The following is a 13,940-nucleotide window of genomic DNA, read 5'->3' as shown; positions in this document are numbered from 1 at the left end:
GGAAAGGGTGCCTCGAAACCCAACAATAACTTGAATTTCGAGGTCAAATTTATATTTGCTACTAAATATTTGGAGGTTGGGTCAGTCATTCTGTTAGATGAATCTCTTCTATAATTTACCCTAGGATTTCCGATGCAAGCTGCGCACCAACAAGCTGCCCGGATAACGTCACAATCGGCGTGCCGCCGCCCGGATGCGTTGTTCCACCCACATACCACAGCCCTTGTACATCCTTGCTTTTGTTGCCGGGACGCATGAAGGTCTGCTTCACCGAGTTGGACGAGATGCCGTAGATCGACCCTTGATGGGCGAGGGTATCCCGTTCTATATGTTGAGGCGTGTACCGGATCAGCACATCCGACTGCTTCAATCCCGTAATTCCCCGATCGGCCAGCTTCTCCAACACCAATTCGCCATAACGATCCATCTGTTCATCCCAATTCCATGAGTCCGACAAATACGGAGCGTTCACCAGAATGAACAGATTGCTCGCTCCTGCCGGAGCCATACCCGCTTCCGAATAACCGGAATAACAGATGTAGATCGTGGGGTCGGCAGGCATTTTTCGGTCACGGAAAATATGGTCAAACTCCGGTTCATACCGTTCTGGGAAAAAGACGGTATGGTGCAGCAGGGATTCATACTGTCTCTGCACACCAGCCAGTGTCACGAACCCCGAAATCGACGGCTCATACTTGCGAATTCGCTCATCGCTCATCTGTTTGCGATATTCTGGCGCAAGCAGCAGCCGATTGACGCTCAGCACATCTCCATTGGCAACGACCTGATCAGCTTCCCGGAAGCCCTGATCCGTATCCACACCTGCCACTTTACCATGTCTGACAACAATTTGATGGACTTCGATGCCAGTAACGATCTGCACCCCTTTTTCCTGTGCAAGCCGTGTCATTGCTTCTATTAGTTGATAGGTTCCACCCTTGACTCCATAGATGCCCTCTTCCGCTTCCACATGACCCATCATGGCAAAGATTGACGGCGCCTGATATGGCGATGACCCAACATAGGTTGCGTACCGACCGAACATCGCAAGGGTATGGGGATGTTGGAAATAAGAACGCAGCAGTTTATCCAGCTTCACTGTAGGCCGTACGCGCAACAGACTGCGCAGCATTCGAAGATTATATTTATCCTTGGGCGACAACAGCAGCTTTCCAAGAAAATGATGATTGGCTTCCACATACAGCGCTGCAGACTCGTCCATAAATGCGTCATAACGGGCCGCATCCTCCGGGCTGTAGGTAGCAATCTGCTCCTTCATGTTCCCTCGATTGCCCGACAAATCGACCACGGTCCCATCTGCAAATATATTACGTGTACGTGGTTCCAGCTCATATAACTGCACGTAATCTTCCATCACCACACCTGCGTGATCGAAGACGGAACGGAAGCTTGCGGGCATCGTAATCGTACTTGGCCCCCGGTCAAAATGATATCCTTCCTGCTCAATCTGTTGCAGCTTTCCACCGACCCGCTCCTGCCGTTCCAGAATGGTGACCCTCACTCCTTGCGAAGCTAGACGAATGGCACACGATAGACCTCCAAATCCTGCTCCGATAATAATGACGTTACCTTTCAACTGTACCGCCTACCCTTCCATACATACCCCTTGCCAGAACGACCTGCCTGCCAGGAAGCGATGCCGATCGCAATGACACAGGCCATACTAATCGGCTGCAGGAAAGCTAGCCACCAGGGTTGTCCTCCAGCGTGATCCGATACCCTTTTGACTGCCATCCCGAGTACGGTTCCCGTAAGACCATAGGTGATGGACGTAGCATTGCCTGACAACAAACCGATAATCAGACCAAGCGGAGGCACAATATACATTAGTGTATACATCAGCATCGTGCCTAACAGCAGCACATCTTTGCGCCCCATACCTTCGTACATGTTTTTCTTATACCCGTTCCACACTTCAGCACCATTCTGGTACATTCGTGTATTCGTTACATCATGAACATCGGCCAGCATGACTGGATGTCCCGCACGCTTAACCGCCTTCGCCAGACTCATGTCATCGACCAGATCAGCCTGGATTGCAGCATGTCCACCGGAGGCCTTATAACTGGAACGATGAATGAGCAAAAACGCCCCAGTAGCGGCTACAAACATCGGATTGGATGATCTGCGTATCATGAAAATGGGGAGATGGCTGATGATGGTGAACACCATCATGGGCACAACGAGCTTTTCCATCCAGGTCTTCGTCACCTGATAGGGGAATCCCGTTACCAGGCCGCCGCCCTGCTCACACCCCGCAGCAATAGTCTGCCGGATGGCTTGCGGTTCCAAGCGCACATCGGCATCCACGAACATAAACCACTCACCCTCGGCCTCCTGCACCAGTCGGTGACAAGCATGAGATTTTCCCATCCAGCCTACGGGAAGTTCCACGCCATGCAGCAGCCGCACACGTGGATCACAATCAGTAATCCCCTGAACTATGTCTGCCGTCTCATCTTCAGAGCGATCATCCAGCACCAGTACTTCCATCCGAAATCCAGATGTATCGCTGGCAAGCACACTTTCCAGACATCCTTGAATGTGCAGTTTCTCGTTGCGGGCAGGAATCAGCACAGAGACCAGCATATCCCTGTCCTTCAATTCATCTGCGTTGAATGAACGCACTTTGGGCAGACAGGAGACGTTCCATATTGCAAACATCAACTGAACGCCCAATACACAAGTCAGTATAATCCATCCTATTTCAGATGCACTCATCGCTAACGGTTCACCCGCTTTCGTGCCGCATCGTATTTTTCACTCGTAGAACGTACATGACGAATCAGTGGAAAAGCGCCTGGTAAACTCCCCTGCCCGATGCGTACCAGCTCTGATTTATGGTCATTCAACTGCTGCTCCAGCACCCTGCTCAATCTGGTGGCAATCTCGTCACTCTTCCATGTCTTCCAATCTTCTATTACAGGCCTACCCACCTGCATCGATATTTCCGGCAAATCATGCTGAACCATGCCATGGCATAAAGTCACAGGTACAGCTACGGCGCGTGGAGAGCGGCGTAGCAACAAACCAATGCCTGGACGAAACTCGATTGGCCTGGCATCCTGATGCAGAATTTCCCCTTGGGGAAAGATCCAGACCCTTTTGCCGGAGTGAAGCAGCTCGGTGGTATATTGCAAGGAGGTTCGAATGCTGGATGCATTCTCCTTATTGATTGAATACGCGCCAAGTTTGCGGAAAAAGGCATATTGTCGCAGCTGCTCTTCTTCCATCATGACATAATGATCGCCTCGGGAAGTCTGCTGAGATGCATGATAGAGCAGCAGACCATCCCACCAGGAGCTGTGGTTCATGAAATAGATAACCGGTTGATCCGGATCTATGGGTGAACCAGTATTCGGTAAAAGCGGGTCCAGTGACCCTGATAACGTAAACGAGCGAAAACGTCTCCGCAGCAAATAATAATGATTGTATAAGGAAAAAATCCGGTTAAACGGTTTTGATTTTACGGCGCGAATCATATAACCAGCTCCCCTCAGCAAGAAGCACACCTACAATAGCAATGATGAAGCTGCCTGTAATTCCTTCTTTGAGAGCTAACAACCCAAACAGTAGAATAAACAGCTGATATAACCATTTTGCACGCAGCAATGAGCTTCGATCTGAAGGCATTGCCGGAAGAAACAAAGAGAGGAACGCTCCCATTACAAACCAGCTTATGTAATTGGTCCAGGGCACACCGTAGAATCCACCTGGGGCTTGCCATTGCCAGAATCCTCTGGCATGCGCAACCGGGTCCAGCACCAGATCGAGCACGATGGCCCAAAATCCAGTTTTAACCGCCCGGATCAGCTTACTGATCCAGGTCGAGCCACCGCCACTGAGCAGAGCCGAGTTACCCACCACGGCAATCCAGGCGAAGCCTAATGTAACGGGTACACTAAACAGGTGGATTCCGAAGAAGTCTGAATACGAATACTCGCCAAAGGGCCAGTGTGTATGCACGCCGACCCATTCTACTCCCATGCCACCCAGCCATATAATAAAGGAAACCAGCCAGAGTCCAGGTTTCATCCAAATGACTGACTGGTCGGACAACCCTGTCCGTTTCCGTCCTTGATATATCAGATCCAGCACATACAGTGCATAGAAGATTAGAAACAAACCGTTGGAGAAGGACAGTACATCCGGAACACCAATCGTCAGCATCAGTACCGCTCCGATGAAGTACCACGCCCAGTACAGGCCCTGAACCATCAGGATACCGCCGTGCGGGAGGCTTGGTAAGCCAGCATTGGATAACGTTTCACAATAGCACCCAGCATCTCCAGTTTCAGTTCATCACTAACAAATGCACGCTTCGTATACACGTCATAGTCGTTGCGCTCAACCGCATGCAGAATAGTCGAATAAAAGGCTGCAGCCAGCTCAATGGCAAATGCACTTTCGGTTGGATACGTATCCAACCGGTCCATACCGATACGGAACCAGCCCAGCGCAGCTGCTTTTAATTCATGAATGATGGCTTTAAACCTTTCGTCAACAACACCGTTAGCCCAATCCTGTTCGGAATATCCATGCTTCTCCATCAACTCCAGCGGAACATAGCGGCGGGCTCTTGCCCGGTCTTCGCCCACATCACGGATAATATTGACGATCTGCATACCTTTGCCCAGCGCAATCCCGTTCATAGCCACGTCTGTACCGTTGTCATCGCGCAATACAGGCAGCAACATCTCGCCGACGGTTCCGGCAACCAGATAACAATACTGTTCCAGTTCCTCCATCGTTGTATATTGTGTGACTTTAAGATCAGTTAATTGTCCGTCCATTTGACGGAAGAAAGGCCCCTTGTCCAAATGAGGGAAACTCGTAAACAGCCATCGTAATGCCGGCCAAATAAAATGTCCTTCCGCTTCTTCCAGTTGATTGAACAGATTGCGGATTTCATGAATCGTATAGGGCGACTGCTCCGGCTCATCTACACTGTCATCGATCATGCGGCAAAAGGCATAGATCACGTACACGGCCTCGCGGCGTGGGCTGGGCAGACCTCTGAAGGCTTGATAAAAAGATGACGAGCCCTTTTGCATTAATTCCTCACACTTGTTCAAAATCGCTTCATTCATGTTTCCATCTCCTTCGTCAGTAAATTCACTGCCATCCGTGCACTTTGCATCACAATAGGAACCCCGCCTCCCGGATGTACAGAAGCTCCTGCCGCATACAGTCCCCGGATTGCCGGGAACGGCTTCGGTTGCGGACGATATACACCGGATTGAAACAGTACAGGTGCGATGCCAAAGCTGCCGCCGCCATACAGCCCGTCACGCTCAGCGTCAGCGGGAGTACGTATTTTTTTCCACTTGATTGCTTCACGAAGTCCCGGAAATCCGCGTTGTTCCGCTTCTTCCAACACTCGTTCTGCCAGCGCTTCGCTCTCCCGAGACCAGTCGACACCATCGGCATCCGGCACCGGAATGAGGAAATACAACACACTCTGACCTGGCGGAGCTGCCGTCTCGTCCAATGCAGCCGGATTGAATACATAAAAAGAGGACTTCGCCGGAATGCGGCGCTGGTCGAACACTTCCCGCAGACTGCCGTCCAGACTTGGAGGCAGGAAAAACTGATGCGTCGTTGCATCATCCCAGGTCTTGTCTACACCCGCATAGATCAACACACATCCCGATGAGGGGCGAAATGGCTTTCGTTTGCGTGAAAATTCAGTCGTCTGACCCAGCAGACCCGACAGGTGGGGGAAATCGCCATTGTAGATAACTGCATCCACATTTTCTGCGCCTGCGGCAGTTTCTATACCTTCGCATACACCATTTTTAATATTCAGTCCCGTCACTTCCGTGTTCAGCACCACCCGACCACCTCGTGATATCAGTTCCTGTTCCAGTATGGCAGGTAATGCAGCATAGCCACCTTTCACCATCCAGATGCCATATTCATGCTCTGCATAAGGAAGCAGGGAATAAATACCCGGCGTGCCGAAGGGAGATCCTCCAATATAGAGACTTTGCAGCGAATATGCATCCAGCAGTTCCTCATGCTGAAAATAATCGCCTACAGCCTTCCGTACACTTTTGTGAGCACGTAATCGGCGCATCAGGGACATCAGAGACGGAGTGAAGAAATCCCTTTTTCGTGGAAAAGCCTGTTCCAGAAACGCAGCCCGTCCCGCCGGAAACAGCGTGTCCATATCTTTCATAAATTTCGAGAATCCCTGGCTTTCTCCAGGGAAGAGACGTTCAATCTCTTCGGCCTGCTGTTCACGTGCCGTCATTTTGGTCATCACACGTCCGCTGCTGTAATGAACCCTGTACAATGGATCACAACGCAGCAGCTCAATCTTCGAACGATCCACACCCGCTTCCTCCAAAATGCCAAGCAGCATCTCGGGCAGAAGTACGATGGTCGGGCCTTGATCGATCCGATATTCCCCTTCCTGCTCGTAGCCGATACGACCTCCAACTCTGAAACCCCGTTCGTATACCGTTACGTCCCAACCCTGTTTATTCAGCAGCAATGCTGAAGTAAGACCGCCAATGCCTGCACCTACGATGGCTGCCCGTTTCATGAATGGCCTCCCGCTTCCGCCGTTTTCACATACGAGGATGGTTTCGAGCGCTTGCGAGCGTCCTCTTCCTGGATCAGCTTCACGCTGATTCGAGCTGATTCAAAAATGGTCGGCAATCCACTGCCCGGATGCGTTCCGCCGCCCACCAGCCATACCCTTTTCAACTCTTCAAACTGGTTATGCGGCCGCAGATACATCATCTGCCCAAGATTATGAGCCATGTTAAATGTTGCTCCACGGTACACGTCGAGTTCATTTTGCCAATCCAGCGGTGTAAACATCATGGATTCTTCAATACGACTGCGGATGTCTGACAACTCAGGAATCGATTCCATCCGCTTCATCATCGCCTCCCGCACATTCTCCCGTTCTACCTCCCAATCGATGTCTCCGGTAAGGTTCGGCGTAGGCATGAGAACATATAATGCAGATTTCCCTTCCGGTGCGAGCGTCGAATCGAGTCTGGAAGGGTTATGAATATAGAGGGATGGATCCGCAGACAACACTTTGTGCTTCGTAATCTCGTCGACGTTCAGTCGATAGTCCTCGGGAAAATAGATCGAATGATGCGGTAAATCCACTTCACCGTCCACGCCCAGATACAACATGGCTGTGGAGCAAGAGTACTTTTTACGCTTCATTTTCTCCGGTGTATATTTCTTGAGTACGCCTGGTTCAAACAGATGGTTCACGGCATGTGCAAAGTCTGCATTAACAACGACATGGTCCGCTTCAATGCGTTCGCCATTTTCAAGCAAAACGCCTTCTGCACGGCCATTGCGAACAATGACCTGTCTAACCGGACAGGATGTATGTATTCGTCCTCCATATTCTTCAACTACATCAGCCATGGCTTGAAATACGCGATTGACGCCGCCAATGGGGTGAAATAATCCATAATGGTGCTCAATGAATGACAGAATCGTAAACGTACCCGGGCAATCCCAAGCGGACATGCCGAGGTATTTGGATTGGAATGTGAATGCCCAGCGCAAGCGCTCATCTGTGAAATAGCGGGACAGAATGCCATAGACTGTATTGTTAATATCGAGTTTCGGCAGAGCTGTCATGGCATCTTTTCGCAAATAATCTGCCAGTTTGCCAAAAGGCCTGCGCAGCAAAGGCATGACTTTGCCAAACTTCACTTCCTCTTCCTGCATGAACCGAAGGTAATTGTCCTCGTTGCCGGGGAAAAGCTCCTTGATCTGTGCGGCTGTATCTTCACGATTACGGGAAGGCTTAAACACCTTATCGCCAAAGTTCAGTGCATATAGCGGAGTTAGCTCTTTCATCTCCACATAGTCGGATAATTGGCGTCCCACAACATCGAACATCTCTTCAATCAGCTGAGGCATCATCAAAAACGTTGCACCCCGGTCGAACCGATATTCGCCCAGCTCCAGTCTGGAAGAACGTCCCCCGATGACTGGCTGTTTCTCATATACATCTACTTCGTACCCCTGGCCGGACAATAACATCGCTGCTGCAAGTCCACCCGGACCTGCACCAATGACTGCTGCACGTTTACGTTGCTGATTCGGTATCATGCCACTCACCTTTCCTATGTTAAGAACTATCTCTAGTACTATAGTCTCTAACCTATTATTAAACCGCCCTTGAACTGTTCAAGCGGGTAAACGCAAAAACATTATACAAATGTAGTACAAATATTATACGACCTATTAAATCAAAAAATGACCCGCTGGTCAAATTATCTATTAAGATATTTTAGAAAACAAAAAAAACACCCTCCGCGCTCTTGCGTCAAAGGATGTCCTGTATATCTAAACCTATACATTTTATTTTTAAATACATTTTCAAAAAGACACGTATCCGTTATCTTCGCCCAGGCGATGGTTCAACAAAATACTCACGTTCCATCCACGATTGCCAATCCGCTGAATTTCCGGGCATAATCCACTGCGGATAACGTGCATTCTCTGCACGCTCATAACCCTTCCCTCCAAGAACAAAGCGTATATCAGGGAACTCGTCCAAAATTCGTCCTATGAGTTGATCACACCGTTCAAGCAGTTCTGAACTGGTAATCGAAAGACAAACCAACCGAATTTTCTGCTCCCGGATAATTGGATAGATTCCTTCTTCGGGTGTGTCAGCACCGAGATAGAGCACTTCTGCACCATTTTTACGCATAAACAGGGAGAACAACAATAAGCCTACCTGATGATGCTCCCCTTCCGGGCACAAAGCCAGAACTTTGGGCAGATGCGGATAGATCGGGAACAGATGGAAAAACTGATAAAAGCGCTGTGAAATCAATTGAGTCATAAAATGCTCTTGAGCGACCGAAGCCCTGCCCTGCTCCCATGCATCCCCAACACGAACGAGAATAGGCACCAGCACATGATAAAACATTGAATCATATCCGTACATGGTGAAGCCAAAATCAATCAAACCATTGGCCCGTTCGCCCTGGAAGTTATATAAGGAGTCGTAGATCTGATCGGCTATACGTACATATGCTTCTTCCATCGTGGGTACTGGTGGCGTAAATGACGTAGGCACTGCAGCAGCTTCCTGTGAACTGGTTTTGTTCACCTTCAGCATGCGTACCGCTTCCGAAATATTGGTCTGGTGCTGCTCCACCTGCTCTTTCAACCAGCGCAGATCTGCAACATTCTCTTCCGTGTACAAGCGATAACCCGATTCCGTCCGCTCAGGGGTGACCGCACTGTACCGATTCTCCCAAGCCCGGAGCGTTACCGTCGGAATACCCAGCATGGCAGCGACTTGTTTGATGGAATACACCTTATTACCTACTTTCTTTCCTGAAATAGCCGGACTTTCATAGGTTAAACGAATCCTTATCCCGTCCTTGTCAGGTATATGAAAATCCGAACATTCCACAAAAATAATACACTCATTATACACAACGGTCATATGCATGTCGATTGAATCAATCGAAATGGTTTTGCCTTTCCTGACGACTTAAATAATCTGTCAGGCTCTCTGCGTCAATGTTGTCATCCGGGTGGTAATAGAAGTCAGCAAGTTCAGAAAGGGGAGTTATTGTTGTTTTCTTATCGCCGCCAGACATCAGACCGCAAGTCTTCACGCGGCAAATTTCCATACATACGAACAGGACTCGTCCTATTGGCACTATGGCTCATCGCCGTCATGCTCTACCAGACCTATAAACCGTTACCATCCGACATTGCCTATGAAAGTCCTGAATACAGGGTCGATCAGGTACAGTTTTTGCATGATCTGACCTATCCATCCGCTGATGGACAGATGGAACACGAACAGCAGATCTTCCAGCGCATGCTTCAGGTTATCGAGGACGCGGAACAGTTCGTCGTCGTTGATATGTTTTTATTCAATAACTACCAGCACAAAGGTCAGCAATTCCCACCCATCAGCACAGAGTTTACGGAAACACTGGTTGCCAAAAAACTTAAGAAACCGGATATGGATATGTGGTTCATTACGGATGAAGTGAACACCAACTATAACTCCGCACCGAACCCGTTACTGGAGCAGATGAAGCAGGCCGGAATTCACGTGGTCATCACAGATGTGGACCCTTTACGTGACTCCACCCCTGTCTACTCCGCAGTCTGGCGCACCTTCTTCCAGTGGTTTGGACAATCCGGCAATGGCTGGATTCCGAACCTGATGGCAACCGACGGACCGGATGTCACTGTGCGTTCCTACCTTAAGTTGCTCAATGTGAAAGCCAATCATCGCAAAGTGGTAGTCAGTGAGAAGACGGCTATTGTGTCCTCAGGCAATGTTCATGATGCCAGTGCCTATCATTCGAACATTGCTTTTGAAATAACCGGACCGATCATTGGAGATATCCTCCAGTCCGAGCAGGCCGTACTAAACATCTCGGGTGGAGGTGAAATTCCTTCCTATACAGCTCCTACCACAGACCCGAATAAAGGAGATTTACGAATTCGCTATCTGACCGAGGGCAAAGTAAATGACGCAGTGCTCCATGAGATTGATCAATCGGCAAAAGGTGACATCTTGTGGATGGGCATGTTCTACATCGCTTCACCCAAAGTACTGGATGCCCTACTCGAAGCCTCGAAACGGGGAACCGAGATACGGCTTGTACTCGACCCGAACGAAAATGCCTTTGGTCAGGAGAAGACTGGCATTCCCAATCGTCCTGTAGCTGCTGAGTTACATGATAAATCGGATGGCAAAATCCAAATTCGCTGGTATAACACAACCAAGGAGCAATATCATACCAAGATGATGTACATCGCCAAAGCCACCGGGGATCATATCGTCCTTGGAGGATCGACCAACTTCACCCCCAGAAACATGAATGATTACAATCTGGAAAATGACCTCTGGGTTGCTGCACCACCAGACAACTCATTTACTCATGATGTGGCGAATTATTTTGACCGGATATGGAATAATGAAGATGCCGAGTTCACCCTGAACCTGGATGAATTTCAGGAAAAGACTACATTTTTGAAAGAAATCGTATATAAGCTGCAGCTGATTTTGGGTTTAACGACCTTCTAATTGAAAATGAAATTCCAAGCATAAAGCCGCCTGTACACTATCGTGCAGGCGTTTTTGTGCCTTGACAGCGAATGTAAAATGTGAAAATATAGGTTACCTAACGACCGTTAGGAAGGTGATATTAATGACTGCACATTTGATTCGGGATGCAGCCCTGTTCCATTTTGCGAGAGATGGATATGAAGGAGCCTCCTTAAGAGCTATCGCTGACGAAGTCGGGATTAAAAAACCGTCCATATATGCACATTTTAGCGGCAAGGATGACCTGTTTATGCAAACCCTTGCGCATGCGTTCAAAGATGTTCAGCGTCGAACGCTCGAATACTTCCGTGATCACGCCGATCTTCCACTGGAACAAAGGTTGAAGGGTTTGCTGATATGGTTTGAGCAAGAGTATAACTGTAATGCCTCTGCCCGCTTTATGCTGCGTATGTGTTACTTCCCGCCGCTTTCGCTATATAGCGAAGTGATGGATTTAGTTTATCCGTTTCTGGACGGTATGGAGCGGTCCCTGACACGAATGCTGCAAAGGGCGACGCGCAAGGGGGAACTACAGGCTGTTCCAGCAGAACAAGCTGCGATTACTTATATGACTTTTCTCGATGGCATCACGGTTGAGATTATTTATGGAAGTTCACGTCGATACAGGAGACGGATTGAAGCTTCCTGGCCAGTATACTGGCATGGCATTCATCATCTGAAACAAGAGGCACAGCCCGTTGTTCTGAAAGGAGATTCATCATCATGAACCGCAACTGGTTATATGTATTTATCGGAGGACTCATTGAGATTGTATGGGTAAGTGGGCTGAAACACGCCTCTAATGTTTGGGAGTGGGCTTTGACGGCCCTGGCCATCATCCTCAGTTTTGGATTAATCATCGCTGCTTCCAAAAGATTGCCTGTGGGTACGGTATATGCCGTATTTACGGGGATTGGTACTGCAGGTACGGTACTGGCTGAAATGCTGCTATTTGGTGAAGCATTCTCACTTGCCAAGGTTTTGTTAATCGGTCTGTTGCTATGTGGTGTGATCGGACTGAAACTGGTCACGGATCAACAATCGGCAAAAGGAGGTGAAGCATAATGGCTTGGATGGCAATTGTGGGTGCAGGCATATGTGAAATTTTTGGCGTCATCGGCATTAATGGTGCTTCTTCCCGGAAGGGCTGGCCTTATATCGTGCTCATGCTTGTATCCTTTGTGATCAGCTTCTCCCTGTTATCCTATGCGATGACCTCCATTCCCATGGGCACAGCGTATGCAGTGTGGACTGGAATCGGTACGGTGGGCAGTACGTTAACAGGTATGTTCCTGTTCGGTGAGCGGAAGGAAGCCAAGCGGCTGCTGTTTATTGCCATGATTTTGGTGGCAGCGATCGGATTGAAACTGATTACGTAACCTCCATTAAATATCATCAATAATATTTGATTATTACAAAAAGACGACTTTCGATCAGAAAGTCGTCTTTTTGTAATATGATGTAAGTAAGAAACCTCCCCACACTCTGTTACGTAAGAAAGGATGTCTTGATGATGAAGAAATGGTTCGCGCGTATGGGTTCTTTTACCGGATATATCTTTCTGGTCACTGTGGGAACCTTTTATTTGATTGCTCTTGTAGCCATCATCCTTCTAGCCATTTACGTCTTTAAAGGCGGATCATGAAATCATCATACATATTGCAATGAACATTCGTCACTCATATATACAGCCTTTATTGCGTCTGCATTACGTAGGGAAAATGCTCCATTCCTCCTATAGTACATCCTCTTCTTTTTCCATTTTTCTCCCATTTGAATTCCATTGTCTTTATCGTTTATACTTGGTTTGACCATAAAGTCAATTCAAGAACTCATAAGTTCCGCAGGTGAGGTGGATGTATCGTTAATGAACCCTATCCATGAAATGAATGAGAAGAAAAAGCTCATTATTACCACAGCACTCAAGCTGTTCTCAGCCAAAGGCAGTGCTGCAACCTCCATGCAGGAGATTGCAGAGATATGCGGGATGTCGAAAGGCAGCCTCTACCTCATGTTTAAATCCAAAGAGGAGTTAGAAGCCAGTACGATGGAGTACTGCATATTCACGCTCATGGACGAAATCTCCCAAATTGAACATGAAGCTGGGCTCACTTCGAGAGAACGTCTGCACAGGCAGATTGAAACACTGCTTATCCATGTATCCGAGCTGAAGGAATTTTTACGCGTGCAAATGCGCAGCATGATGATGGATGAAGAACAGCATCGCAAAGAAAAGTGCAACCCGCAGCAAAAGGATTTGGAGATCCGTACCCTGCACTGGTTTAAGGACAAACTGGAGGATCTGTATGGACCGGAGATTGAACCCTATACCATAGACCTTATTTTGCTCACGCATGGTCTGTTCCTCTCCTACGTCAAAATCTGGTTTACGCAAATGCCTTCCCTTACCGTATCCAAGATGGCAAGCAACATGCTGCAAACGATCGATTATGCAGCTCGCGGATTGCTCGAACAACGCCCCGCCCCTTTGGTTCCTTTGGAACATTGGCCAGCTTGGAGCAGCGATTCAGATACAGATTCCACAGTGATGCGTCATCCCATTCACATCATCAAACAGATGAAGGATATCATCACTTCTGATATGCCTCCAGGGCAATTGCGCAATGACGCGCTGGAGACCATCGCCATCCTGAGTCAGGAAATGATGGAATTCACACCGCGACGTGCCATTATTCTGGGCATGATGCGCAATCTGGATCACATTGCTGTCATCCAGCCATTGCACTCCGAGCTTCAGCACATTATGGATGCCATGTATAGCCGGTTCATCCAGGCTGACTCGTCACAACAATAAAGAAATACAGGGAGAAACAGAGAG

General features: G+C 48.5%; 14 protein-coding genes. 6 read left to right on the top strand and 8 right to left on the bottom strand.

What is annotated here, in order from left to right:
- Window positions 1–115: 115 nt before the first annotated feature.
- From gpAD87_RS27085 to gpAD87_RS27050, 8 genes are all read right to left on the bottom strand, one after another.
- Window positions 116–1,597 carry a phytoene desaturase family protein gene (locus tag gpAD87_RS27085; protein WP_064641878.1) on the bottom strand — a complete coding sequence of 494 codons (1,482 nt, stop codon included), beginning with the start codon at window positions 1,595–1,597 and terminating at the stop codon, window positions 116–118.
- A complete protein-coding gene (locus gpAD87_RS27080) occupies window positions 1,594–2,742 on the bottom strand; it encodes a glycosyltransferase (RefSeq protein WP_064641877.1) in 1,149 nt (382 codons plus the stop codon). The genes gpAD87_RS27085 and gpAD87_RS27080 overlap by 4 nt, the downstream gene beginning before the upstream one ends.
- A 2-nt stretch (window positions 2,743–2,744) precedes the next feature.
- Window positions 2,745–3,503, bottom strand: coding sequence for a lysophospholipid acyltransferase family protein (locus gpAD87_RS27075; RefSeq protein ID WP_064641876.1), 759 nt, complete (start codon window positions 3,501–3,503; stop codon window positions 2,745–2,747).
- Window positions 3,472–4,239, bottom strand: a complete 768-nt coding sequence (locus tag gpAD87_RS27070; protein ID WP_064641875.1) for a carotenoid biosynthesis protein — start codon at window positions 4,237–4,239, stop codon at window positions 3,472–3,474. Before gpAD87_RS27070 ends, gpAD87_RS27075 begins: the two co-directional genes overlap by 32 nt.
- A complete protein-coding gene (locus tag gpAD87_RS27065) occupies window positions 4,239–5,111 on the bottom strand; it encodes a phytoene/squalene synthase family protein (RefSeq protein ID WP_064641874.1) in 873 nt (290 codons plus the stop codon). The genes gpAD87_RS27070 and gpAD87_RS27065 overlap by 1 nt, the downstream gene beginning before the upstream one ends.
- A complete protein-coding gene (locus gpAD87_RS27060; protein WP_064641873.1) occupies window positions 5,108–6,571 on the bottom strand; it encodes a phytoene desaturase family protein in 1,464 nt (487 codons plus the stop codon). The genes gpAD87_RS27065 and gpAD87_RS27060 overlap by 4 nt, the downstream gene beginning before the upstream one ends.
- Window positions 6,568–8,118: a phytoene desaturase family protein gene (locus tag gpAD87_RS27055; RefSeq protein ID WP_064641872.1), complete on the bottom strand. Its 1,551-nt coding sequence runs from the start codon at window positions 8,116–8,118 to the stop codon at window positions 6,568–6,570. The genes gpAD87_RS27060 and gpAD87_RS27055 overlap by 4 nt, the downstream gene beginning before the upstream one ends.
- A 289-nt stretch (window positions 8,119–8,407) precedes the next feature.
- A complete protein-coding gene (locus gpAD87_RS27050; protein ID WP_231952880.1) occupies window positions 8,408–9,478 on the bottom strand; it encodes a MerR family transcriptional regulator in 1,071 nt (356 codons plus the stop codon).
- A gap of 126 nt (window positions 9,479–9,604) precedes the next feature.
- Here gpAD87_RS27050 and gpAD87_RS27045 point away from each other — a divergent pair, with 126 nt between their 5' ends.
- From gpAD87_RS27045 to gpAD87_RS27025, 6 genes are all read left to right on the top strand, one after another.
- Window positions 9,605–11,080 (top strand): phospholipase D family protein, encoded by a 1,476-nt coding sequence (locus gpAD87_RS27045; RefSeq protein ID WP_064641871.1) that lies wholly within the window; start codon window positions 9,605–9,607, stop codon window positions 11,078–11,080.
- Window positions 11,081–11,204: 124 nt separating this feature from the next.
- A complete protein-coding gene (locus gpAD87_RS27040) occupies window positions 11,205–11,828 on the top strand; it encodes a TetR/AcrR family transcriptional regulator (protein WP_064641870.1) in 624 nt (207 codons plus the stop codon).
- Window positions 11,825–12,166, top strand: a complete 342-nt coding sequence (locus gpAD87_RS27035) for a DMT family transporter (protein WP_063566951.1) — start codon at window positions 11,825–11,827, stop codon at window positions 12,164–12,166. Before gpAD87_RS27040 ends, gpAD87_RS27035 begins: the two co-directional genes overlap by 4 nt.
- A complete protein-coding gene (locus gpAD87_RS27030; protein ID WP_053782822.1) occupies window positions 12,166–12,480 on the top strand; it encodes a DMT family transporter in 315 nt (104 codons plus the stop codon). Before gpAD87_RS27035 ends, gpAD87_RS27030 begins: the two co-directional genes overlap by 1 nt.
- Window positions 12,481–12,611: 131 nt before the next feature.
- Window positions 12,612–12,746 (top strand): hypothetical protein, encoded by a 135-nt coding sequence (locus gpAD87_RS32870; RefSeq protein ID WP_269453531.1) that lies wholly within the window; start codon window positions 12,612–12,614, stop codon window positions 12,744–12,746.
- Between the two features lie 240 nt (window positions 12,747–12,986).
- Entirely contained in the window at window positions 12,987–13,916 is a 930-nt protein-coding gene (locus gpAD87_RS27025; RefSeq protein ID WP_064642073.1) for a TetR/AcrR family transcriptional regulator, read from the top strand.
- Window positions 13,917–13,940 lie beyond the last annotated feature (24 nt).

Origin of the sequence: Paenibacillus sp. AD87, assembly GCF_001659845.1 — a bacterium.
Classification (GTDB): Bacteria; Bacillota; Bacilli; order Paenibacillales; family Paenibacillaceae; genus Paenibacillus; species Paenibacillus marchantiae.
This window is presented reverse-complemented; position numbering and strand designations above follow the sequence as displayed.